Source organism: Bacillus cereus group sp. MYBK222-1 (genome assembly GCF_051916425.1).
In the GTDB taxonomy this organism is placed as follows: domain Bacteria; phylum Bacillota; class Bacilli; order Bacillales; family Bacillaceae_G; genus Bacillus_A; species Bacillus_A paranthracis.
Map to the genome: position 1 here is coordinate 539,440 of NZ_JBQAGP010000003.1, position 23,418 is coordinate 562,857.

The following is a 23,418-nucleotide window of genomic DNA, read 5'->3' on the forward strand; positions in this document are numbered from 1 at the left end:
ATGGTGAGCCATGAAGGACTCGAACCTTCGACCCTCTGATTAAAAGTCAGATGCTCTACCAACTGAGCTAATGGCTCATACTCACCAACGTCATATTTTCGTGACGACAAGATGTATCATAACATGTTTTATTTATTTTTTGCAATACCTTTTTTTATTTTTTATAAAAAACAAGAAAAAACTCATGCGGACATGAGTTTTTCCTTAAAAATATCAATTAAGCTTCGTATACGTTACGAACGATATTCGTTTGATTACGATCTGGTCCAACTGAGAACATAGATAATTGAATTCCTGTTAACTCAGAAACACGTTCTACGTATTTTCTTGCATTCTCAGGAAGTTCGTCTAATGATCTTACACCAGTAATATCTTCTGTCCAACCTGGAAGCTCTTCGTATACAGGCTCACATTTCGCTAAAATGTTTAAGTTTGCTGGAACTTCATCGATAACTTCGCCATTGTATTTGTAAGCAACACAAATTTTAAGAGTTGGAATACCAGTTAGAACGTCGATAGAGTTTAATGATAAATCTGTTAAACCACTAACACGACGCGCATGTCTTACAACAACGCTATCAAACCAACCTACGCGGCGTGGACGACCAGTTGTCGTTCCATACTCACGACCAACTTCACGAATTTGATGACCAATTTCATCATGAAGCTCAGTAGGGAATGGACCATCACCTACGCGGCTTGTATATGCTTTACATACACCTACAACGCGAGTAACTTTTGCAGGGCCAACTCCAGTTCCAACTGTTACACCACCAGCAATTGGGTTAGAAGATGTAACGAACGGATACGTACCGTGGTCGATATCAAGCATAACACCTTGTGCACCTTCAAATAATACACGGTGATTATTATCTAATGCATCATTTAATACAACAGACGTATCACACACATATTGCGCGATTTGTTGTCCGTACTCGAAGTACTCTTCGAAGATTTCTTCTACACTGAAACCTTCTGTATCGTACATTTTTTCAAACAAACGATTTTTTTGTGCTAAATTGCGCTCAAGCTTCTCTTTAAATGCTTCACGGTCTAAAAGATCAGCCATACGAATACCAATACGAGCAGCTTTGTCCATGTATGCAGGACCGATACCTTTTTTCGTTGTACCGATTTTGTTATCACCTTTACTTGCTTCTTCTAACTCATCTTGTTTTAAGTGATAAGGCAAAATAACGTGCGCACGGTTACTTACGCGTAAATTATCAGTACTTACACCACGATCGTGTAAGTATTTTAACTCTTCAAGTAATGCTTTCGGATCTACTACTAAGCCGTTTCCGATTACACAAATTTTCTCTTTATAGAAAATACCAGATGGAATTAAGTGTAATTTATATTTAACTCCGCCAAAAACAATTGTATGTCCTGCGTTATTTCCACCTTGATATCTTGCAACTACTTCCGCATGCTCAGAAAGAAAATCAGTGATTTTACCTTTTCCTTCGTCGCCCCATTGTGTTCCTACAACTACTACTGAAGACATTATTAAAGCACCTCCGCAATTTTCAAACGATCTATTCAAACAATATAATTGTACCAAAACCGAAAAAGAAGTCAACCAAAAAGCGAACATTTTTTTATCAAAAAACTTTTTCGTTCGTAAGAATTATATTTTCACACTATGAAAGCCTTATCTTTTCTATAAAAAAAAAGAAACACATCTTATTATAAGAAATGCGTTTCTTTTTTATACTATCGTTATGCCGGCGGCGCATGTCCATCTTCGAAACGACGTTCTAAGTTAACGAACTTATTGAACTCTTTAACGAATGCGAGCTCTACTGAGCCTACTGGACCATTACGCTGCTTTGCAATAATAATTTCAATCGTATTTTTATTTTCCGTTTCTCGATCATAGTAATCTTCACGATATAGGAAGGCTACGATATCGGCATCCTGCTCGATACTTCCCGATTCACGAATATCAGACATCATCGGACGTTTATCTTGACGAGATTCTACACCACGAGATAACTGTGACAAGGCAATAACAGGAACTTGTAATTCACGCGCAATCCCTTTTAGTGTACGAGAAATCTCAGATACTTCCTGCTGACGGTTCTCTCCTGATTTCCCACTTCCTTGAATAAGCTGTAAGTAGTCAATCAAGATCATACCAAGACCCTGTTCTTGTTTTAATCTACGACATTTTGCTCGAATCTCATTTACTTTAATCCCCGGCGTATCATCAATATAAATACCAGCGTTAGAAAGGCTACCCATTGCCATCGTTAATTTCGCCCAATCATCAGAAGTTAACGATCCGGTACGAAGTCTTTGCGCATCAATATTTCCTTCTGCACAAAGCATACGCATAACAAGCTGATCAGCACCCATCTCTAGACTAAAAATCGCTACATTTTCATCCGTTTTCGTTGCTACGTTTTGTGCGATATTTAATGAAAATGCCGTTTTACCTACCGACGGACGTGCCGCCACGATGATTAAATCATTTCGCTGGAATCCTGCCGTCATCTTATCTAATTCAGTAAATCCAGTCGGTATCCCGGTCACTTCACCTTTTTGATTATGCAAAAGTTCGATTTTATCGTAAGCATCTACAAGAACGTCTTTAATATTTTGGAATGCTTTCGCATTCGTCTGATGAGATACTTCTAATATTTTTTTCTCAGCCTCATTTAAAAGACCATCCACATCATCTTCTCTCTCATATCCATCAGATACAATATGAGTCGCCGTTCGAATTAAACGACGTAACAGTGCTTTTTCAGCGATGATTCTTGCATAATACTCTACGTTAGCAGCAGTCGGAACAACTTCTGCTAATTCTGCTAAGTAAGAAACCCCACCAACTTCTTCTAGTAATCCTTGATCAGCCATTGCTGACGTCATCATTACTAAGTCAATTGGCTCCCCCTTATCAGATAAACCAAGCATGACTTCAAAAATCTTTTGATGTTTCGTTCGATAAAATGAGTCAGGTACTAATAGTTCCGATGCCGATGTTAACGCATCCTGATCAATCAATATAGCACCTAAGACTGCCTGCTCAGCTTCTATATTATGCGGAGGGGTACGATCAGCCATTACATCACTCATACGCAATCCTCCTTGCTTAACTTAGTTTTATTGTTCACTAACATGAACTTTTACTGTTGCTGTTACTTGCGGATGCAATTTCACAGTAACGTTTGTATAGCCTAATGCACGAATTGCATCATCCATTTCAAATTTACGCTTATCAAGTTTAATATTGTGAGATTTTTGCATTGCATCTACGATTTGTTTACTTGTGATTGAACCGAATAGACGGCCACCTTCTCCAGATTTAGCCTTTAATTCTACAGTTAATTTCTCTAACGTTTCTTTTAATTGTTTTGCATTTTCAAGCTCTGCTGCTGCATCTTTTTCTTCTTTGCGCTTTTGAGCTTCTAAAGTTTTCATACTGCTATTCGTCGCTTCAGCAGCTAATCCTTGTTTTAGTAAGAAGTTATTTGCATAACCATCTGGTACGTTTTTTACTTCCCCTTTTTTCCCTTTACCTTTTACGTCTTTTAGAAAAATTACTTTCATGATTGTGTGCCTCCCTGTAAATAGTCATCAATAACAAATCGAAGCTTCTCCTCAGCTTCATCTACTGTAACATTTTTCATTTGTGTGGCTGCATTCGTTAAATGCCCGCCACCACCTAAGTTTTCCATAATTAGCTGCACATTCACTTCACCTAAAGACCTGCCGCTAATTCCAATGAAATTCTCGCCACGTTTTGCAATAACAAATGATGCAATAATTCCTGTCATTGTTAATAATGTGTCCGCTGATTGCGCAATAAGCACTTGATCGTAGTAATCATCGCTATCAACTTTTGCAATCGCAATTCCATTTTTATAAATGTACGCATTTTTAATAGCTTTTGCAACCCGTAAATACTGATCCATATCTTCTTTTAAAAGCTCTTGTACAAGTACAGTATCTGCACCGTGTGAGCGTAAATAAGAAGCAGCATCAAACGTACGAGCACCTGTCCGGAATGTAAAGCTTTTCGTATCAACAATAATACCTGCTAATAATGCTGTTGCTTCTAACATTGTCATTTTTAAATTTTTCGGTTGGTATTCAAGTAATTCCGTAACAAGTTCCGCCGTGGAAGAAGCGTATGGCTCCATGTAAACAAGCAATGGATCTTCAATAAAATCTTCTCCTCGGCGATGATGGTCAATAACAACTACATTTTCAATTTTGCGTAACAGCTTTTCTTCCATCACCATTGAAGGCTTATGCGTATCAACAACAACAAGTAATGAATCATCATTTGCAAATTCCATCGCTTGTTCTGGTGTAATAAAGTGAGACCATAACTCTTCATTTTGTTTCACTTTATCCATTAAACGCTTAATTCCCTTATCAGAATCATTTTCATCGAGCACAATATATCCTTTGCGCTCATTTAATTGCGCTACCTTTAAAATACCAATCGCAGCACCAATTGCGTCCATATCAGGAGCCCTATGCCCCATTATAATGACATTGCTACTTTCTAATACTAAATCCTTTAATGCATGCGAAATCACTCTGGCACGTACACGAGTACGTTTTTCCACCGGATTTGTCTTACCACCATAAAACTTAACTTTACCTGTCGCTTGTTTAATAGCTACTTGATCTCCACCACGCCCAAGCGCAAGGTCTAGACCTGATTGAGCCATCGCTCCAAGCTCGGATAAAGGTAAATCACCTGATCCAACACCTACACTTAATGTAAGTGGTATATTCCTTTTGGATGTTTCTTCACGTACTTGGTCTAAAATACTAAATTTCCCTTTCTCCATCTGCGCTAAAATACTTTCATTTAGTACAACGAAGAATCTTTCCGAAGATGCACGTTTTAAATATGCCCCATACTTAACGGCCCATTCATTTAGACGGGATGTCACAAGACTTGTTATATTCGTACGTAATTGATCATCTAATCCTTGTGTAACTTCATCATAATTATCTAAATAAATGACAGCTAAAACAGTACGTTGATCCTCGTACATCTTTTCAATCTCTGTTTGTTCTGTTACATCAAAGAAATAAATTAACTTTTCTTCTTTCCTTACAAAGACACGAAACTTTCGATTATTTAAAGAGACTATATCATCGGATGTTTCTCCCTTAATAAAAAGAAGTAACGTTTCTGATACATCATAAAGGTGCCATCCAGCTAATGCATGCTGCCCCAGACATGAAGATAAATAAGGATTTGCCCAATCAATCCCATAATCCTTATTGTATAACAAAATACCAATCGGCATCTGGTTAAATGCCTCATTACTCACTTTCTTTACCCTTGTAATCATATCTGTCGTATGTTTTTCAAAATTCTTTTGGAAAGTAAGTTCAAATCGTACAACAACAAAAAGGACGATACAAAAAATAAAGAAGGAGACTATCCCCATTAGTAAATGAAAATAACAGAGGATTGAAATGAGCACAAACACAAAAAATGCCAATACGTAAACAGGATATAAAAACCACTGTTTCTTATAAAATTCAGGCATGTATACAACTCCTATAAAGTAAAACTAACTTATCTTCCAGTTAGTAATACAGATTAAAATAGTATAAGGAATATTATTTTATCCTCCTATTTTAGAACGCAATGAAATCCCTAAATCAATTATACCTAAGATTGTCACAAGAGGAAACAGCATCGGGATAAACATGCAGGCGATAAAACTAATAATAGGAACCCCTTTCGTAAAACCTTTGCTATGCGCCAGAAAAGCGATAAACGTCAAACCTTGCAGCACGAGTAGTAAAGCAAATATGACATATAGGTTAGAAAATACCATATGTAAATATGATGTCGGTTCTACTTTTATAAAAGTTGATAGCAAAATAAATACAACGTAATACCAAACAATACTCTTTGGTAATTGTATATCCTTAAATTTAGGCCAAGGTATGACATCGTGTTTTAACTTTCTCAAAACACTACCTGATATCATAACTGTAATCCAAGAAAAACATACTGAGACCATGACAAGTAAACTTGGGAATAACGTTTGTAACACATCATTAAATTGTGCAAATAGCTCTTTTTGCTCTTTACTAATAGGCATGCCCGCAGCTGTAACTATCTTTTCGCTTTGCGCCATACTTTCATTAAACATATTTTGCATTTGCTTCATTAAATCTATGTTAAAAAACTTTATACTCGCAACATAAATGAGCATAATACCAATTAAGTAAGCAAGCGTCCCTGCCATCAAAATTTCTACTGGCTTCTTTTGTTTTTTATACATATGTCCTAAAACGATACCTATTAATCCAAACATAGTTGTCTTTACTAGGTTCATCGGTTGACTAACAATAACAGTAATAAAAAGCGCTGCCGTAAAAATTACAAAAGCATTAGATATTTTATATCTTATCGTTAGCAATATAAATGGCAACGGCAACGCAAACGTTACAACTGTGCCTAAAATTGGAACATACATAGATATAAGCAATAACATTGCATATATTGCTAACAACGCCGCACCTTCAGTAATAAATTTCGTATTCCTCATCATCTAACCTCTCTTTCAAAAAAGAAAAGCATAGCAAAATGCACAGTAGAGTCCGACTCTACTGTGCATTTCATACGCTATTATTCACCAACATATGGTAAAAGTGCCATTTGACGAGCACGTTTAATTGCAACTGTAAGTTTGCGTTGGTATTTTGCGCTTGTTCCTGTTACACGACGAGGTAAAATTTTACCACGCTCAGAAACGAAACGTTTTAATAAATCAACATCTTTATAATCGATGCGAGTGATGCCGTTAGCTGTGAAGAAACACACCTTACGACGTTTCGCACGTCCACCTTTGCGTCCTGCCATGTCTATTTCCCTCCATTCTTTGTTAAAACTAACAAATTTACTGTATTAGAACGGTAAATCGTCGTCGGAAATGTCGATCGGTTGACCTACATTTGAAAATGGATCGTCATTCTTCGTAAATCCAGAGTTACCTTGGTTGCCTGAATTACTAGATTGACCAAATGGGTTAGAGCTTTGGTTACCGAAACCAGCTCCTGATGGTTGCTGATTAAATGAACCACGTTGCTCCCCACCGCCATTACGCGGCTCTAAAAATTGTACGCTTTCCGCAAGAACTTCTGTTACATATACACGTTTACCATCTTGTCCCTCGTAATTACGAGTTTGAAGACGCCCATCTACGCCTGCTAAGCTACCTTTTTTCAAATAATTTGCTACGTTTTCTGCTTGTTTACGCCATATTACACAATTAATAAAGTCAGCTTCACGCTCACCTTGTTGATTCGCAAATGCGCGATTCACAGCTAACGTAAAAGTAGCTACTGCAACACCATTGGGCGTGTAACGTAAGTCAGGGTCCTTAGTTAAACGACCAACGAGGATAACACGATTCATCAATCGAACCACTCTCCCTTATATATCAATTATTTTTCTTCTTCTTTAACAACGATATGACGAAGGATATCTTCGTTGATCTTAGCTAAACGATCGAATTCGTTAATCGCTTCTGCGTTAGCATTCACGTTTAAGATCATGTAGAAACCTTCACGTAAGTCGTTGATTTCGTAAGCTAAACGACGCTTACCCCACTCTTTCGTGTTAATGATTTCTGCACCATTGTTTGTTAAAACACCTGCAAAACGTTCAACTAAAGCTTTTTGAGCTTCTTCTTCAACGCCAGGACGAATGATGTACATAATTTCGTACTTTCTCATTACACTTTCACCTCCTTTTGGTCTAAACGGCCCGTAATGGGCAAGGAGCAATTAATTTATAGTAATTACTCACGAGTTTAGATTATATCATAGTAAGTTAGATGAATCAACTCACCCATACATAAAAAACTTGGCAAACACATAATATATTTGCCAAGTTCATATCTTTATTTTTCCTAGGAAATATTAAATTAAACGTTGAAACGGAAATGCATAACGTCTCCGTCTTTTACGATATACTCTTTTCCTTCTAAACGAACTTTACCAGCTTCTTTTGCAGCTGTCATAGAACCGTTTGTCATTAAGTCTTCGTAAGAAACTGTTTCTGCACGAATAAATCCACGCTCAAAGTCTGTATGAATTACGCCGGCACATTGTGGTGCTTTCATACCTTGTTTGAACGTCCATGCACGTACTTCTTGTACACCTGCTGTGAAGTAAGTAGCAAGTCCTAATAAATCATATGCAGCACGAATTAATTGATCTAAACCAGATTCCTCAATGCCCAGTTCTTCAAGGAAGACTTTTTTCTCTTCCTCGTCTAGCTCAGCAATTTCTGATTCGATTTTTGCACATACAACGATTACTTGAGAATTTTCATTTGCAGCAAATTCTTTTACCATTTGTACGTATTTGTTTTCAGAAGGATCGATAACATCGTCCTCGCTTACGTTTGCTACGTATAACATTTCTTTCGTTGTCAGTAAATGAAGACCTTTAACAATCTTCATTTGCTCTTCTGTAAATTCAACAGTACGAGCTGGTTTACCCTCTTCAAAAGCTTCTTTTAAACGTACTAAAATTTCATGCTCATATACTGCTTCTTTATCCTTTTGTCTTGCTAATTTCGCAACACGTTCGATACGTTTATCAACAGATTCTAAGTCTGCTAAGATTAGCTCTAAGTTGATTGTTTCAATATCATCAATTGGGTCTACTTTACCTGAAACATGCGTAATATTTTCGTCTTCAAAACAACGAACAACTTGGCAAATTGCATCTACTTGGCGAATGTGAGATAAGAATTTATTTCCTAAACCTTCACCTTTACTCGCACCTTTTACGATACCTGCAATATCAGTAAACTCAAATACAGTCGGAACAGTTTTTTTCGGTTCTACTAATTCCGTTAATTTATTTAAACGCTCATCTGGTACTTCTACAATTCCTACGTTTGGATCAATTGTACAGAATGGATAGTTTGCAGATTCTGCTCCTGCTTGTGTAATTGCATTAAATAAAGTTGACTTCCCTACGTTAGGTAATCCAACAATCCCAGCCGTTAATCCCATATTTTTCACTCCTATGTCTCAATCTTTCATCATTATAGATAGTAACGAAAAAAATGACAAGTTTCCTCCAAACGAAAAAAAGTAACAGCTACCCACTGTAACTGTTACTTTCTCTCTATTCTTCGTGCTTCACAAGTATTTTTTTCACCTTACGATCAAACTCTCTTCGAGGAATCATTACTGAATGGTCACATCCCTCGCACTTAATGCGGATATCCATTCCCATACGAATAATCTTCCAACGATTCTCCCCACATGGGTGGGCTTTCTTCATTTCCACAACATCGTACAAGTTATACTGCTTTTGCTCCATTCTCCAAACCCCTCTCCATATTAAATTGCTTTTCCACTCACTAACTCTTCACGATTATATAAAACCATACGTGGATATGGAATTTCAATACCATGTAAATCTAGACGATTTTTAATTTCTTTACGAAGTGCCCTTGCAATAACTGCATGTTGCATCGGCTCTACTTCTGCAATAACACGTAATATAACTTCTGATGCAGCTAATGTTTGCACGCCTAATAACTGAGGCGTTGTTACCATTTGCTCATATTGTGCAGGTAATTCTTCTAATAATTCTTCAATGACTTGCTCTGCTTTTGCTATATCAGCCTCATACGAAATAGATACGTCAACAAATGCTACACTATTACTAACTGAATAGTTGGTAACCTGAACAATACTTCCGTTTGGTAAAGTATGAATTTCACCTGTCCAACTTTTCACTTTCGTTGTACGAAGTCCAATTTCTAAAACGACACCTTCAAACTGACCAATTTTCACATAGTCACCAACTGAAAATTGATCTTCTAACAAGATAAATAACCCTGTAATAACATCTTTCACTAAACTTTGAGCACCAAATCCGACTGCTAAACCAATTACCCCAGCACCGGCTAATAAACCTGATGCATTAATATTAAACACACCTAAAATCGCAATTAACATAATGAACATAACAACGTATGCCACAATATTTTCAAGTAACTTCGCTACTGTAACTGTACGACGTTCTGAAATTTGAATTGGAGAACGACTTCCCATACGAAACGCATTTCGTACAACCGCTCTTGCAATTCGCACTACAATTGCACCAATTGTTAAAATGATACATATTTTTAATGTCGCAATTCCAATATGAGCCCAACGATCAGCATCTAGTAAATACTGTTTCGTAGCATTAAACCACTTCGTTAATACATCCATGTACCTCTACCTCTCCAGCCAAAATTTCTTTTTAGTTATCCTTCTTATTGTATCAGAAGTCTCCTAATTGCTGAAAAAATTTTATGACTTTAATTCCATTTGTTAACCTCCATGCAGGTATAAAATGGAACGAATATATATATACTAGTACTATTATTTCCGTTCTCACTTAAATTTTACAGCAAGTACGCACTTATAGTTTTCCATTTTACTCACCATATAACATATTTTGAAAATTTATTAAAAGGATGGGTGCTTCATGAATATTGGAAGTTTTCGCTTACCTTTTTTCGAAAAAGAAACTCAAAATGTTATGCACCAAGATTTAGAAGCCTCCGAGACAATTAGTAACTTCTTACTTTCCCATATCCCTATTAAAACTCATATACCAATCATTCTCGTTTGTATCGGAACAGATCGTTCCACAGGAGATGCACTCGGTCCGTTAGTCGGTACGAAACTAGAACAAGTAGGAATTACAAACTTCCAAGTTTTCGGCACACTAGATGAACCAGTACATGCGCTAAATTTAGAAGAAAAAATTCAGAATATACAGAAAGATAATCCTACTTCATTTATCATTGCGGTTGATGCTTGTTTAGGAAAATCTCAAAGTATCGGTTCCATCACTACCGGAATGGGGCCTAGTAAACCCGGAGCTGCGATGAACAAGAAATTACCAGCAGTTGGTGATTTACATATTCATGGCATCGTAAATCTAAATGGTTTTATGGAGTTTTTCGTTCTGCAAAATACAAGATTAAGTTTAGTTATGAAAATGGCTGATGTAATTGCACAAAGCATAAAAGAAACAGACCAAAAATTATCTGTATTAAAAAAAGCAAACCATCTATAAATAATAAGATGGTTTGCTTTTTAGTTTTGCTGCGCTAATAATTCTAAAATGCGATTTAAATCTTCTTTATTGAAAAATTCAATTTCGATTTTACCTTTTTCCTTTTTTGTTTCTTTAATTTTTACCTCTGTGCCAAACTTTTCTCTTAAGAACGTTTCGCGTTCTACGAAAAATATGTTTCTCTCTTTTTTTACTTGTTTTGTTTCACGTGAAACGCGTTGATTAATCTCCTGAACAATTTTCTCTAATTGACGAACATTTAATCCTTCTTTTTCAATTCGTTTCAGTAAAGATTTCAACTGTTCTTCATCTTTTATCGTAAGTAAAGTTCTCCCATGAGCCATTGAAAGTTGACCGTTTGCAATCATATCTTGCACAAAAGAAGGGAGGCTTAATAATCGCGTATAGTTTGCAATGTAAGGTCTACTCTTACCAAGACGTTTTGCTAATTGTTCTTGCGTCACATTTAGCTCATTCATTAACATTTGATATGCCATTGCTTCTTCCATTGGATTTAAATCTTCTCGTTGTAAGTTTTCAAGCAATGCAAACTCCATCATTTGCTGCTCATTTAATTGTCTTACAACGGCAGGTACTTTTTCGAGTCCCGCTTCTTTAGCAGCACGATATCTTCTTTCACCTGCAACAATTTCATATCCTTTAATACTCTTTCTAGCAATTAATGGTTGTAATATGCCGTGCTCTTTAATAGAGGCCGATAATTCCTGAATCGCCTCTTTATTAAAGTGTTTACGTGGTTGATATGGATTCGGTCTTAATTCAGTTATCGTAATCTCCTGAATTGTCTCTTCTTCTTTCACATCTAAATCAGGAAAAAACACATTGATTCCTCTTCCTAATCCTTTAGCCACCTGCAATCACTTCCTCTGCTAAATCTATATATACTTCTGCCCCTCTTGATTTAGCGTCATACTGCATAATTGGTTTCCCATGACTTGGTGCTTCACTCAAACGAACATTACGAGGGATAATCGAACGGTATACTTTATCTCTAAAGTATTTTTTCACTTCATCTATAACCTGAATCCCTAAATTTGTACGGGCATCTAACATTGTTAGCAATACACCTTGAATTGCTAGATTTTTATTTAAGTGCTTTTGCACAAGTCGAACTGTATTTAATAGCTGACTTAACCCTTCTAGTGCGTAATATTCGCATTGAACAGGAATAATAACAGAATCTGCTGCAGTTAATGCATTAATCGTTAATAACCCTAAGGACGGGGGACAGTCGATAATAATATAATCATATTCATCACGAACTGGCTGTAATGCCCTTTGCAAACGTACTTCCCGGGAAATAGTCGGTACCAATTCAATTTCAGCACCTGCTAATTGAATTGTAGCGGGTAGAACATCTAAGTTTTCAGTTGCGGTTTTCTGTATAACCCCTTGAACATCTGCATCTTCCACAAGAACATTGTAAATACATTGATCTAATTCGGATTTTTCAATTCCCACACCCGTCGTTGCATTTCCTTGAGCATCAATATCTACAAGAAGGACCTTTTTACCTACTTGTGCCAATCCAGCCCCTAAATTAACAGATGTTGTTGTTTTTCCAACGCCACCCTTTTGATTGGCTATAGCAATGATTTTTCCCATGATGTCACCTACTTTCAACCTTTCTATCTTATTCTAGTAACAATTACGTTTATTGTAACATGAAATAAAAGTTTTTCTTTTACGTCCTTATTAAACTTCAAAATTTATTTGTAAACTCCTTCTTCATCTAACAAGAAAATATAGTAAAAGAGACCTATCCAATAGGATCAGGTCTCTAACACACCATTATTATTTTTTCTTCGGAATTTGAATTGTAATTTGATAGTACTCGTCAAACTCTTCTTCCTCAGAATTAACATTTAAACCACTGTCAGCAACCATTTGTAATGACTGCCTAATTGTATTCATGGCAATTCTCGTATCTCGACTTACTGCTTTTTGCTTTGCCTTACGCTTCGGTTTTGCTTCCTCTAGTAATTTCGCAATTCGTTCCTCTGTTTGCTTTACATTCAGTTGTTTCTCCACAATTTCCTGTAAAACCTTCAGTTGTAATTCCTCATTCTTTAAAGGGATGAGCGCACGGGCATGGCGTTCTGTAATACTTTTTTCTAATAACGCATTTTTTATTTCTTCAGGCAACTTTAACAATCGCAACTTATTTGCGATTGTGGATTGTCCTTTTCCGAGTCTTTGTGCCAATGCTTCTTGCGTTAAATTATGTAACTCAATTAGCTTTTGATATGCCACAGCTTCCTCGATTGCTGTTAGTTCCTCACGTTGCAAATTTTCAATTAAAGCCACAGAAGCTGTTTCTGTATCATTTAAGTTTTTTATAATTGCAGGAACCTTTTCCCACCCTAACTTTGTTGCTGCACGGAAACGCCTTTCTCCAGCAATAATCTCGTACTTCTCATCCTCATATTGCCTCACAACAATTGGCTGAATAAGTCCGTGTGTACGAATCGTTAATGCTAGTTCCTCAATACGCGCGTCATCAAAAACTGTTCGTGGTTGATAACGGTTAGGGGTAATATTTACTATCGGAATTTCTTGTATTTCTTCATATACCTTTTTATCTATTTCTTCATGGCTTTCGTCTTGTAATTCGAATTCGCTCTCTTTATCTCCAAAGCCAAATAAACGAGAAAACGTATTTTTCATACATATTCCACCACCTTTAGGCCTATTGACTATTCTCCATAAAATGTTTCCTATGAAACATTTACGTTTTCATTTATATAATTTAATCTTACGTCTAATAAGATTTATTTTTCAATAGGTAATTTATTGGGTGTTCCCGGTTTGCGTGGATATTTCTTTGGTGTCTTGCGCTTTTTCTCGATTAATAAAATATTACGTTCACTTTCTTCAAACGGTAATTGGAACGTAGACATTTCTTTTAAATCCCCGCCTAGCACCTCTAAAGCATACTTGCCATTTTCAATTTCTTCGTTTGCTGCAGCACCTTTCATTGCAATGAATGTTCCCCCAACTTTTACAAGTGGTAAACACAGCTCACTTAATACTGAAAGACGTGCGACTGCACGTGCCATTACAATGTCGTACGCTTCACGTACACCTTCTTTTTTTCCAAATGTTTCAGCACGATCATGACAAAACGCGACGTCACTCAATTCCAACTTTTGTGCTAAATGATTTAAGAAATTAATACGTTTTTGTAATGAGTCTACAATCGTCACTTTTAAATGCGGGAAACAGATTTTTAAAGGAATACTTGGGAATCCAGCTCCTGCGCCAACATCACAAATTGAGAATGGTTTAGAAAAATCGTAATAAAAAGCAGCTGTAATGGAATCAAAAAAGTGTTTTAAATATACTTCCTCTTTTTCCGTAATAGCCGTTAAATTCATTTTTTCATTCCATTCTACTAATGTTTCGAAGTAGATTTCGAACTGCTCTAACTGTCTAGAAGAGAGGGTGATACCCTTCTCTTCTAGCATAGATTGAAATTGTTCTATGTTCATCTAACAATATCTCCTTACTATTTATTGGTTCGATACTCGCGCAATTTTTCCTTGTTCAATATACACAAGTAAAATGGAAATGTCTGCTGGATTTACGCCCGATATACGTGAAGCCTGCCCCACTGAAAGTGGACGAACATCTTTCAATTTCTGTCTAGCTTCTGATGCAAGGCTAGAAATCGCATCATAATCAATATCGACAGGAATTTTTTTACTTTCCATCTTCTTCATACGCTCTACTTGCTGTAAAGATTTTTCGATATATCCTTCGTACTTAATCTGAATTTCAACTTGTTCTGTAACTTCATCACTTAATTCTACTTCACTTGGTACTAAAAGATGGATATGCTCATATGTCATCTCTGGACGACGTAATAAGTCACTTGCACGTATTCCATCTTTCAATTCACTTCCACCAATATTGCGAATTAATTCTTGAACTTCAGGACGTGGTTTAATAATAATGCTACTTAAACGTTCCTTTTCCTGTTCAATTTGTAATTTTTTATTTGTAAATCGCTCATAGCGTTCTTCTTTAATTAATCCAATTTCATGACCAATTTCAGTTAAACGAAGATCCGCATTATCATGGCGTAATAATAGACGATACTCTGCACGAGACGTTAATAAACGATATGGTTCATTCGTCCCTTTCGTTACAAGATCATCAATTAAGACACCAATATAAGCATCCTCACGACCTAAAATAACTTCTTTTTTACCTAAAGAACGACATGCTGCATTAATTCCGGCCATAAGCCCTTGTCCTGCTGCCTCTTCGTAACCAGAAGTTCCGTTAATTTGTCCTGCTGTATATAAATTTTTAATTTTTTTCGTTTCAAGTGTTGGCCATAGTTGCGTTGGCACAATTGCATCATATTCAATTGCATAACCTGTACGCATCATTTCAACATTTTCTAGACCAGGGATTGTTCTAAGCATATCACGCTGTACGTCTTCTGGTAAGCTTGTGGATAAACCTTGTACGTACACTTCTTGTGTGTTACGTCCCTCTGGCTCTAAGAAAATTTGATGACGTGGTTTATCATTAAACCTTACTACTTTGTCTTCAATTGAAGGACAATATCTAGGACCTGTTCCCTTAATCATACCAGAATACATAGCTGAGCGATGTAGGTTTTCATCTATTAAACGATGTGTTTCCGTACTTGTATACGTTAACCAACATGGAATTTGATCCATAATAAACTTTGTCGTTTCAAAAGAGAAAGCGCGTGGCTTATCGTCACCTGGCTGAATTTCTGTTTTACTGTAATCAATCGTATTACTATTTACGCGCGGAGGTGTACCTGTTTTAAATCTAACAAGATCAAATCCAAGCTCCTCTAAATGTTCCGATAAAGTAATAGATGGTTGTTGATTATTTGGACCACTCGAATATTTTAAATCTCCCATAATAATCTCACCACGTAAAAACGTACCAGTCGTAATTACGACTGTTTTTGCTGTATATTCAGCACCAGCTTGCGTAATTACCCCTTTACATTCGCCATCTTCAACGATCAAACGCTCTACCATTCCTTGGAACAACGTTAAGTTTGGTGTTTCTTCAATTGTTTTCTTTAATTCATGCTGGTAAGAGAACTTATCTGCTTGTGCTCGCAGTGCACGTACAGCTGGCCCTTTACCTGTATTTAACATACGCATTTGAATATGCGTTTTATCAATGTTGCGTCCCATTTCTCCGCCTAATGCATCAATTTCACGAACAACAATCCCTTTTGCTGGTCCACCAACAGAAGGGTTACATGGCATAAACGCTACCATATCTAAGTTAATTGTTAACATTAATGTTTTGGAGCCCATTCGTGCTGCCGCAAGACCAGCTTCACATCCTGCATGACCTGCACCGATTACTATGACATCGTATGAACCGGCATTGTATCCCATTGTTTATTCCTCCTAATAATCTCTATCTTTCTGAAACATCACTATATTATTTTCCTAAACAAAATTGAGAGAACAACTGGTCAATTAAGCTCTCATGAACGGTGTCACCAGTAATTTCACCAAGTATTTCCCACGTTCTTGTTAAATCAATCTGCACCATATCAATTGGAACACCATTTTCTATCGCCTCAATTGCATCTCCAATTGTTTTTCCTGCTTGTGTTAATAATCCAATATGTCTCGCGTTAGAAACATATGTTACATCTGCAGAATCAATTGTTCCTTCAAAGAATAAATCAGCGATTGCCGTTTCAAGCTCATCTATTCCCTGTTCCTCAATTAACGACGTTGTAATAACACGATTCCCCGCTGCTAATTCTATAACACGTTCCATATCAATTGCTTGCGGTAAATCTGTCTTATTTACAATAACAATGAAATCTTTTCCTTGTACGGCACGGAATAGATCTTCATCCTCATTCGTTAAAGCTTCGCTATAATTAACGACAACTAACACTAAATCAGCTTGACTCATCATTTCTTTTGAACGCTCTACACCAATTCGTTCAACAACATCTTCTGTTTCACGAATTCCGGCCGTATCTATAAGTTTAAGTGGTACACCACGCACATTAACGTACTCTTCAATAACATCACGAGTTGTTCCTGCAATATCAGTTACAATTGCCTTTTTCTCCTGAACGAGACTATTTAATAACGATGATTTCCCAACATTAGGTCTACCAATGATTGCAGTAGCAATACCTTCACGTAAAATCTTTCCTTGCTTTGATGTTTCTAATATTTTTGCAATTTCAGCACGAACATGTGTAGCTTTCTCAATTAAAATATTATGTGTCATTTCTTCCACATCATCATATTCTGGGTAATCTATGTTTACCTCAACATGAGCTAACGTTTCTAATATATCCTGACGCAGACGGCCGATTAATTTAGATAATCGTCCTTCCATTTGATTAATCGCTACGTTCATTGCTCGATCTGTTTTTGCACGGATTAAGTCCATAACAGCTTCTGCTTGTGATAAATCAATACGGCCATTTAAAAAAGCACGTTTTGTAAATTCACCAGGCTCCGCTAATCGTACTCCTTGCGCTAAAATAAGCTGCAATACTTTATTTACCGAAACAAGCCCACCGTGACAGTTAATTTCTACTATATTTTCACGTGTAAAAGTCCTCGGTGCACGCATAATAGACACCATTACTTCTTCAATAACCTGATTTGTATCTAAATCAACAATATGACCATAATGAATTGTGTGAGAAGGAACCTCTGTTAAATCCTTCCCTTTAAAAATACGATTAACCTTTTCAACCGCATCATCCCCACTTACTCGAACAATGGCAATTGCACCCTCTCCAAGCGCTGTGGAAATCGCGGCAATTGTATCAAATTCCATGTCCTTTCACCTCACTTGCTTATTTATCTCTATTTCAACATGATTATTTTCTTCACTAAATTATTAGAATACCATAACGAACCTATCTACAAAAGAATAATAACTCATTTTATTATGTCCTCATGTAAAAAACACTAAACTTATTCACAGTGGATAAGTTTAGTGTTTTTTAGTTATCCACACCTATTTTCCCCTCAAAAAAACCGGCACTCAATTGAGTAACCGGTCACTTGGAAGATATTACAACATGTCGATGTGGTTCTTTTCCTTCAGAAGTTGTAATGATATTTTGATGATTAGATAATGCTTGGTGGATAATCTTTCGTTCAAAAGATGGCATAGGCTCCAATACAACTCTTTTTTTCGTACTTACTACTTGTTTGGCTAATCGATAAGAAAGTGCTTCTAGCGTAGCTTTTCTTTTACTACGATAATTTTCAGCATCTAATGTGATACCAATGTACTGCTTCGTATTACGATTCGCCACAAGTTTTGTTAAATACTGTAAAGAATTCAAGGTATTCCCTCTTTTTCCAATCAAAACACCCACATTTTCGCCGTAAATTGTAAATTCAACTTCGCGTCCTTTTACAATTTTACTAATCTCAGCTTCCACACCCATATCGTGAATAACATTTTTTAAATATTCTTCACATTCTTGAATTGGATCTTTCTTCAATACAACTTCTACTACTGCAGGTCGGTTCCCAAATAAACCTAAGAACCCTCTCTTACCCTCATCGATAATATTTATATCTACTCGGTCTTTTGAAACATTTAATTGTCTTAAAGCATCCTGTACTGCCAGCTCGACTGTTTGTCCTTTAGCAGTAATTATACTCACTTGCTTGATCCTCCTGCCTTACTAGCCTTAATTTCCGGCCCTTTGATCAAGTACATTTGAGCGATACCAAAGATATTACCAACAACCCAGTAAAGTGATAATGCAGCTGGGAAGTTAATTGCAAAGATTAAAATCATGATTGGCATTAACCAAATCATCATTGCCATTTGCGGATTTTGACCAGCAGTTCCTGCCATTGCAAGTTTTTGCTGAATAAATGTCGTAATTGCCGCAACAACCGGTAAGATATAGAACGGATCTGCTTGTCCTAAGTCGAACCATAAGAATGTATGCTTACTAATTTCTGATGTTCTCATAATCGCATGGTAAAACGCGAATAAAATAGGCATCTGAACAAAGATTGGTAAACATCCTGCTAATGGATTTACACCATTTTTTTGATACAACTGCATCATTTCTTGTTGTAGTTTTTGCTGCGTTGCTTGATCTTTAGAGCTATATTTCTCTTTTAACTTCACCATTTCTGGTTGTAACGCTTGCATTGCTTTCGTACTCTTCGTTTGTTTAATCATTAATGGTAATAATGCAAAACGAATGATAAGAGTTGTAACAACAATCGCTAAACCGTAATTACTACCAAATAAGTTGGCAAAATACGTAATTAACTGAGAAAGCGGGTATACGAAGTATTCATTCCAAATTCCAGTGCTTTTTGGTGTAATTGGCTGATTTACTTCACTACAGCCAGCAGTAATCGCCATTAATACAACAACCATGGCTAGTAAACCTAATTTCTTTTTCAAAGCCTACTCCTCCTTGTATCGGTATGTATATAGTGTAATTCATTTCCTTACGCTACTTTTTTATTCTTTTCATACCAGAGCGTTTAAAGACATGAATTAAGCTTTTCTTTACTTCTTCATATGTCATCTCTGCACAAGGCTTCCTTGCTATTATAACAAAATCTTTTCCAGAATCTATCTCATCTTTTAATTCTATGATCGACTGGCGAATCATACGTTTAATTCGGTTACGCACTACTGCATTTCCTATTTTCTTGCTGACAGAAAGGCCAATACGAAAGTTTGGCTGCTCTTCTTTATCTAGTTGATACACAACAAATTGACGATTCGCAGTCGATTTTCCTTTTTGAAAAACCGTCTGGAATTCATCATTCTTTTTTATACGATGTTTTTTCTTCATATCAATTGACACTCCTGTAGTTCATCAGCGGAAATTCACTATTATTAGAAAAAAAGACCACTGAACGATCAGTGGTCTACGCAGATAATACTTTTCTTCCTTTACGACGACGAGCTGCTAGCACTTTACGTCCGTTCGCTGTGCTCATACGGCTGCGGAAACCATGTACTTTGCTGCGCTTACGTTTATTTGGTTGGTAAGTTCTTTTCATTATATGACACCTCCCTGAGGAATATCTGTTAAAGACAGTCTTATAAATTATAGTTAATCAACTAGGAAAATGTCAATGGTTCTAGAAATTTTCATCAAATATTCATTTTGAACCTATTCACATACTTTTTCACAGACGCTATATTTCCTTGTGGATAAATGTTTTTTTCTGTTTTTTATATCCACAAACTCTTTTCGTACTTTTACACAGTATATCGTGTTGTGGACAAGTTTATTCCACAAGGTATTGATTTTGTGGATAACTTTCTTAATTTCATTGCTATAGCTACTTTTTTTTGATATTATAGTTGTGTTTTCACTTTGAATAAGTTTTCCACATCATTATCTTATCCACAATTTGTGTATAACATGTGGACAGTTTTAATCACATGTGGGTAAATGATTATCCACATTTGCTTTTTTTGTCGAAAACCCTATCTCATATACAAACGACGTTTTTAGGTTTTAAAATACGTTTCGTATAAATATACATTTTATATTTATTTAGGTTGTACATTTGTTGCGCAACCTTATTCTTTTACCATCTTAGTAAAGGAGGGACACCTTTGGAAAACATCTCTGATTTATGGAACAGCGCCTTAAAAGAACTAGAAAAAAAGGTCAGTAAACCAAGTTATGAAACATGGTTAAAATCAACGACCGCACATAATTTAAAGAAAGATGTATTAACAATTACGGCTCCAAATGAATTCGCCCGCGATTGGCTAGAATCTCATTATTCAGAGCTAATTTCAGAAACACTTTATGATTTAACAGGGGCAAAATTAGCTATTCGCTTTATTATTCCCCAAAGTCAAGCCGAAGAGGAGATTGATCTTCCTCCTTCTAAACCGAATTCAGCACAAGATGATTCTAATCATTTACCACAGAGTATGCTAAATCCAAAATATACGTTTGATACGTTTGTTATTGGCTCTGGTAACCGTTTTGCTCACGCTGCTTCATTGGCCGTAGCCGAAGCGCCAGCTAAAGCATATAATCCCCTCTTTATTTATGGGGGAGTTGGACTTGGAAAGACCCATTTAATGCATGCAATTGGTCATTATGTAATTGAACATAACCCAAATGCCAAAGTTGTATATTTATCATCAGAAAAATTTACAAATGAATTCATTAATTCTATTCGTGATAATAAAGCTGTCGATTTTCGTAATAAATACCGCAATGTGGATGTTTTATTGATAGATGATATTCAATTTTTAGCGGGAAAAGAACAAACTCAAGAAGAGTTTTTCCATACATTCAATGCATTACACGAAGAAAGTAAACAAATTGTAATTTCCAGTGATCGGCCACCAAAAGAAATTCCAACTTTAGAAGATCGTCTTCGTTCTCGCTTTGAATGGGGACTCATTACGGATATTACGCCACCAGATTTAGAAACGCGGATTGCAATTTTGCGCAAAAAGGCAAAGGCTGAAGGACTTGATATACCAAATGAGGTCATGCTTTATATTGCAAATCAAATCGATTCAAATATTCGTGAACTAGAAGGTGCACTCATCCGAGTTGTAGCTTATTCATCTTTAATTAACAAAGATATTAATGCTGATTTAGCAGCCGAAGCACTTAAAGATATTATTCCAAATTCTAAACCAAAAATTATCTCCATTTATGATATTCAAAAAGCTGTAGGAGATGTTTATCAAGTAAAATTGGAAGATTTCAAGGCGAAAAAGCGAACGAAATCAGTTGCCTTCCCTCGCCAAATTGCAATGTATTTATCACGTGAACTGACAGACTCCTCCTTACCTAAAATAGGTGAAGAATTTGGTGGACGTGATCATACAACAGTTATCCATGCTCATGAAAAAATTTCTAAGCTACTTAAGACGGATACGCAATTACAAAAGCAAGTTGAAGAAATTAACGATATTTTAAAGTAGTAGCTGAATAGTGTGAATAACTTTCCTTGTTTTACGCACAGTCTATCCACATGTAGATAGACTGTTTTTACATCCTTTAACAGGGTTATCCACATATCCACAAGCCCTATTACTATTACTACTATTTTTTATCTTTATTAATTAAATAAAATCTTATACTTACCGGAGGTTTTTCTTTATGCGTTTTACAATACAAAAAGACTATCTTGTAAGAAGTGTACAAGATGTAATGAAGGCTGTTTCTTCTCGTACAACAATTCCGATCCTTACGGGGATTAAAGTTGTCGCTACAGAAGAAGGAGTTACATTAACAGGAAGCGATGCTGATATTTCAATTGAATCTTTCATTCCAGTTGAAGAGAATGGAAAAGAAATCGTAGAAGTGAATCAATCAGGAAGTATTGTTTTACAGGCTAAATATTTTAGTGAAATTGTAAAGAAGTTGCCTAAAGAAACTGTAGAAATTTCTGTGGAAAATCATTTGATGACAAAAATAACTTCTGGAAAATCAGAGTTTAATTTAAATGGTTTAGATTCTGCAGAATATCCATTGTTACCACAAATTGAAGAACATCATGTTTTTAAGATTCCAACGGATTTACTTAAACATATGATTAGACAAACTGTATTTGCAGTTTCCACTTCTGAAACAAGACCAATCTTGACAGGTGTAAACTGGAAGGTATATAACAGCGAACTAACTGGCATTGCTACAGATAGTCACAGACTAGCTCTTCGAAAAGCAAAAATTGAAGGCATTGCAGATGAGTTCCAAGCAAATGTTGTTATTCCAGGAAAAAGTTTAAATGAATTAAGCAAAATTCTAGATGAGTCTGAAGAAATGGTAGATATCGTTATTACGGAGTATCAAGTATTATTCCGTACAAAACATTTATTATTCTTCTCAAGATTGTTAGAAGGAAATTACCCTGATACAACTCGCTTAATTCCAGCGGAGAGCAAAACAGATATTTTTGTAAATACAAAAGAATTTTTACAAGCAATTGATCGTGCATCTCTTTTAGCAAGAGATGGTCGTAATAATGTTGTAAAATTATCAACTTTAGAGCAGGCAATGCTAGAAATTTCCTCGAATTCACCAGAAATCGGAAAAGTAGTAGAAGAAGTTCAATGTGAAAAAGTAGATGGAGAAGAGTTAAAAATATCTTTTAGTGCAAAATATATGATGGATGCACTAAAAGCATTAGATAGTACTGAAATTAAGATTAGCTTTACTGGAGCAATGAGACCATTCTTAATTCGTACAGTAAATGATGAATCCATTATTCAATTAATTTTACCGGTTCGTACTTACTAAGTAAGAAATAAGGGTTGCTAGTTTTCAGATGCTAG

General features: G+C 36.1%; 24 protein-coding genes and 1 tRNA gene. 3 read left to right on the plus strand and 22 right to left on the minus strand.

The window, feature by feature from the left end; translation table 11 throughout:
- Nucleotide 1: 1 nt before the first annotated feature.
- The 12 genes from ACTFR9_RS18625 to ACTFR9_RS18680 all read right to left on the minus strand — a co-directional run bounded on the left by ACTFR9_RS18625 (nucleotide 2) and on the right by ACTFR9_RS18680 (nucleotide 10,238).
- A tRNA-Lys gene (locus ACTFR9_RS18625) sits at nucleotides 2–77 on the minus strand.
- A 140-nt stretch (nucleotides 78–217) separates the two neighbouring features.
- Complete coding sequence (locus ACTFR9_RS18630) at nucleotides 218–1,507, minus strand: adenylosuccinate synthase (protein WP_000100224.1); 1,290 nt, start codon at nucleotides 1,505–1,507, stop codon at nucleotides 218–220.
- Nucleotides 1,508–1,722: 215 nt separating this feature from the next.
- Nucleotides 1,723–3,084, minus strand: coding sequence for a replicative DNA helicase (gene dnaB / locus ACTFR9_RS18635; protein WP_001286244.1), 1,362 nt, complete (start codon nucleotides 3,082–3,084; stop codon nucleotides 1,723–1,725).
- A gap of 27 nt (nucleotides 3,085–3,111) precedes the next feature.
- Entirely contained in the window at nucleotides 3,112–3,558 is a 447-nt protein-coding gene (gene rplI / locus ACTFR9_RS18640) for a 50S ribosomal protein L9 (RefSeq protein WP_000864231.1), read from the minus strand.
- Nucleotides 3,555–5,528: a DHH family phosphoesterase gene (locus ACTFR9_RS18645; RefSeq protein WP_001113897.1), complete on the minus strand. Its 1,974-nt coding sequence runs from the start codon at nucleotides 5,526–5,528 to the stop codon at nucleotides 3,555–3,557. The genes rplI and ACTFR9_RS18645 overlap by 4 nt, the downstream gene beginning before the upstream one ends.
- Before the next feature lie 78 nt (nucleotides 5,529–5,606).
- Nucleotides 5,607–6,542 (minus strand): YybS family protein, encoded by a 936-nt coding sequence (locus ACTFR9_RS18650; RefSeq protein WP_001246427.1) that lies wholly within the window; start codon nucleotides 6,540–6,542, stop codon nucleotides 5,607–5,609.
- A gap of 80 nt (nucleotides 6,543–6,622) precedes the next feature.
- Nucleotides 6,623–6,856 carry a 30S ribosomal protein S18 gene (gene rpsR / locus ACTFR9_RS18655; RefSeq protein WP_000918873.1) on the minus strand — a complete coding sequence of 78 codons (234 nt, stop codon included), beginning with the start codon at nucleotides 6,854–6,856 and terminating at the stop codon, nucleotides 6,623–6,625.
- A 45-nt stretch (nucleotides 6,857–6,901) separates the two neighbouring features.
- The gene (ssb, locus tag ACTFR9_RS18660; protein WP_033682562.1) at nucleotides 6,902–7,414 is read right to left on the minus strand and encodes a single-stranded DNA-binding protein; all 513 of its coding nucleotides are present in this window, start codon (nucleotides 7,412–7,414) and stop codon (nucleotides 6,902–6,904) included.
- A 26-nt stretch (nucleotides 7,415–7,440) separates the two neighbouring features.
- Nucleotides 7,441–7,731, minus strand: coding sequence for a 30S ribosomal protein S6 (gene rpsF / locus ACTFR9_RS18665; RefSeq protein ID WP_001233779.1), 291 nt, complete (start codon nucleotides 7,729–7,731; stop codon nucleotides 7,441–7,443).
- Between the two features lie 191 nt (nucleotides 7,732–7,922).
- Nucleotides 7,923–9,023: a redox-regulated ATPase YchF gene (ychF, locus tag ACTFR9_RS18670; protein WP_000524669.1), complete on the minus strand. Its 1,101-nt coding sequence runs from the start codon at nucleotides 9,021–9,023 to the stop codon at nucleotides 7,923–7,925.
- A gap of 115 nt (nucleotides 9,024–9,138) precedes the next feature.
- Entirely contained in the window at nucleotides 9,139–9,336 is a 198-nt protein-coding gene (locus ACTFR9_RS18675; RefSeq protein ID WP_000436051.1) for a DUF951 domain-containing protein, read from the minus strand.
- A gap of 20 nt (nucleotides 9,337–9,356) precedes the next feature.
- A complete protein-coding gene (locus ACTFR9_RS18680; RefSeq protein WP_000382911.1) occupies nucleotides 9,357–10,238 on the minus strand; it encodes a mechanosensitive ion channel family protein in 882 nt (293 codons plus the stop codon).
- Nucleotides 10,239–10,497: 259 nt separating this feature from the next.
- Here ACTFR9_RS18680 and yyaC point away from each other — a divergent pair, with 259 nt between their 5' ends.
- A complete protein-coding gene (gene yyaC, locus ACTFR9_RS18685) occupies nucleotides 10,498–11,094 on the plus strand; it encodes a spore protease YyaC (protein ID WP_001020729.1) in 597 nt (198 codons plus the stop codon).
- Nucleotides 11,095–11,114: 20 nt separating this feature from the next.
- Here yyaC and spo0J read toward each other — a convergent pair whose 3' ends face one another.
- From spo0J to rpmH, 10 genes are all read right to left on the minus strand, one after another.
- Nucleotides 11,115–11,966: a stage 0 sporulation protein Spo0J gene (gene spo0J / locus ACTFR9_RS18690; protein ID WP_001051838.1), complete on the minus strand. Its 852-nt coding sequence runs from the start codon at nucleotides 11,964–11,966 to the stop codon at nucleotides 11,115–11,117.
- On the minus strand, nucleotides 11,959–12,720 hold the full coding sequence (soj, locus tag ACTFR9_RS18695) for a sporulation initiation inhibitor protein Soj (protein WP_000516114.1): 762 nt from the start codon (nucleotides 12,718–12,720) through the stop codon (nucleotides 11,959–11,961). Before soj ends, spo0J begins: the two co-directional genes overlap by 8 nt.
- Before the next feature lie 189 nt (nucleotides 12,721–12,909).
- Nucleotides 12,910–13,782, minus strand: a complete 873-nt coding sequence (gene noc / locus ACTFR9_RS18700) for a nucleoid occlusion protein (protein WP_000799029.1) — start codon at nucleotides 13,780–13,782, stop codon at nucleotides 12,910–12,912.
- 104 nt (nucleotides 13,783–13,886) lie between these two features.
- Nucleotides 13,887–14,606, minus strand: a complete 720-nt coding sequence (rsmG, locus tag ACTFR9_RS18705; protein ID WP_001019621.1) for a 16S rRNA (guanine(527)-N(7))-methyltransferase RsmG — start codon at nucleotides 14,604–14,606, stop codon at nucleotides 13,887–13,889.
- Nucleotides 14,607–14,627: 21 nt separating this feature from the next.
- The gene (mnmG, locus tag ACTFR9_RS18710) at nucleotides 14,628–16,517 is read right to left on the minus strand and encodes a tRNA uridine-5-carboxymethylaminomethyl(34) synthesis enzyme MnmG (protein WP_000541033.1); all 1,890 of its coding nucleotides are present in this window, start codon (nucleotides 16,515–16,517) and stop codon (nucleotides 14,628–14,630) included.
- Between the two features lie 46 nt (nucleotides 16,518–16,563).
- Nucleotides 16,564–17,940: a tRNA uridine-5-carboxymethylaminomethyl(34) synthesis GTPase MnmE gene (gene mnmE, locus ACTFR9_RS18715; RefSeq protein ID WP_000393773.1), complete on the minus strand. Its 1,377-nt coding sequence runs from the start codon at nucleotides 17,938–17,940 to the stop codon at nucleotides 16,564–16,566.
- A 226-nt stretch (nucleotides 17,941–18,166) separates the two neighbouring features.
- On the minus strand, nucleotides 18,167–18,784 hold the full coding sequence (jag, locus tag ACTFR9_RS18720; RefSeq protein ID WP_000022804.1) for an RNA-binding cell elongation regulator Jag/EloR: 618 nt from the start codon (nucleotides 18,782–18,784) through the stop codon (nucleotides 18,167–18,169).
- Nucleotides 18,781–19,548 (minus strand): YidC family membrane integrase SpoIIIJ, encoded by a 768-nt coding sequence (spoIIIJ, locus tag ACTFR9_RS18725; RefSeq protein ID WP_000727751.1) that lies wholly within the window; start codon nucleotides 19,546–19,548, stop codon nucleotides 18,781–18,783. Before spoIIIJ ends, jag begins: the two co-directional genes overlap by 4 nt.
- Nucleotides 19,549–19,600: 52 nt before the next feature.
- Nucleotides 19,601–19,948, minus strand: a complete 348-nt coding sequence (rnpA, locus tag ACTFR9_RS18730; protein WP_229136864.1) for a ribonuclease P protein component — start codon at nucleotides 19,946–19,948, stop codon at nucleotides 19,601–19,603.
- Nucleotides 19,949–20,024: 76 nt separating this feature from the next.
- On the minus strand, nucleotides 20,025–20,159 hold the full coding sequence (gene rpmH, locus ACTFR9_RS18735; protein WP_000831901.1) for a 50S ribosomal protein L34: 135 nt from the start codon (nucleotides 20,157–20,159) through the stop codon (nucleotides 20,025–20,027).
- A gap of 565 nt (nucleotides 20,160–20,724) precedes the next feature.
- Here rpmH and dnaA point away from each other — a divergent pair.
- Both dnaA and dnaN read left to right on the plus strand, forming a co-directional pair.
- The gene (gene dnaA, locus ACTFR9_RS18740) at nucleotides 20,725–22,065 is read left to right on the plus strand and encodes a chromosomal replication initiator protein DnaA (RefSeq protein ID WP_000428025.1); all 1,341 of its coding nucleotides are present in this window, start codon (nucleotides 20,725–20,727) and stop codon (nucleotides 22,063–22,065) included.
- Between the two features lie 178 nt (nucleotides 22,066–22,243).
- A complete protein-coding gene (gene dnaN / locus ACTFR9_RS18745) occupies nucleotides 22,244–23,383 on the plus strand; it encodes a DNA polymerase III subunit beta (RefSeq protein WP_001212896.1) in 1,140 nt (379 codons plus the stop codon).
- Nucleotides 23,384–23,418 lie beyond the last annotated feature (35 nt).

Bases quoted from the DNA above. Each gene is read 5' to 3' on its own strand.
- ACTFR9_RS18630 (WP_000100224.1), bottom strand. From the start codon at position 1,507: ATGTCTTCAGTAGTAGTTGTAGGAACACAATGGGGCGACGAAGGAAAA.
- dnaB (WP_001286244.1), bottom strand. From the start codon at position 3,084: ATGAGTGATGTAATGGCTGATCGTACCCCTCCGCATAATATAGAAGCT.
- rplI (WP_000864231.1), bottom strand. From the start codon at position 3,558: ATGAAAGTAATTTTTCTAAAAGACGTAAAAGGTAAAGGGAAAAAAGGG.
- ACTFR9_RS18645 (WP_001113897.1), bottom strand. From the start codon at position 5,528: ATGCCTGAATTTTATAAGAAACAGTGGTTTTTATATCCTGTTTACGTA.
- ACTFR9_RS18650 (WP_001246427.1), bottom strand. From the start codon at position 6,542: ATGAGGAATACGAAATTTATTACTGAAGGTGCGGCGTTGTTAGCAATA.
- rpsR (WP_000918873.1), bottom strand. From the start codon at position 6,856: ATGGCAGGACGCAAAGGTGGACGTGCGAAACGTCGTAAGGTGTGTTTC.
- rpsF (WP_001233779.1), bottom strand. From the start codon at position 7,731: ATGAGAAAGTACGAAATTATGTACATCATTCGTCCTGGCGTTGAAGAA.
- ychF (WP_000524669.1), bottom strand. From the start codon at position 9,023: ATGGGATTAACGGCTGGGATTGTTGGATTACCTAACGTAGGGAAGTCA.
- ACTFR9_RS18675 (WP_000436051.1), bottom strand. From the start codon at position 9,336: ATGGAGCAAAAGCAGTATAACTTGTACGATGTTGTGGAAATGAAGAAA.
- ACTFR9_RS18680 (WP_000382911.1), bottom strand. From the start codon at position 10,238: ATGGATGTATTAACGAAGTGGTTTAATGCTACGAAACAGTATTTACTA.
- yyaC (WP_001020729.1), top strand. From the start codon at position 10,498: ATGAATATTGGAAGTTTTCGCTTACCTTTTTTCGAAAAAGAAACTCAA.
- soj (WP_000516114.1), bottom strand. From the start codon at position 12,720: ATGGGAAAAATCATTGCTATAGCCAATCAAAAGGGTGGCGTTGGAAAA.
- noc (WP_000799029.1), bottom strand. From the start codon at position 13,782: ATGAAAAATACGTTTTCTCGTTTATTTGGCTTTGGAGATAAAGAGAGC.
- rsmG (WP_001019621.1), bottom strand. From the start codon at position 14,606: ATGAACATAGAACAATTTCAATCTATGCTAGAAGAGAAGGGTATCACC.
- mnmG (WP_000541033.1), bottom strand. From the start codon at position 16,517: ATGGGATACAATGCCGGTTCATACGATGTCATAGTAATCGGTGCAGGT.
- mnmE (WP_000393773.1), bottom strand. From the start codon at position 17,940: ATGGAATTTGATACAATTGCCGCGATTTCCACAGCGCTTGGAGAGGGT.
- rnpA (WP_229136864.1), bottom strand. From the start codon at position 19,948: ATGAAGAAAAAACATCGTATAAAAAAGAATGATGAATTCCAGACGGTT.
- rpmH (WP_000831901.1), bottom strand. From the start codon at position 20,159: ATGAAAAGAACTTACCAACCAAATAAACGTAAGCGCAGCAAAGTACAT.
- dnaN (WP_001212896.1), top strand. From the start codon at position 22,244: ATGCGTTTTACAATACAAAAAGACTATCTTGTAAGAAGTGTACAAGAT.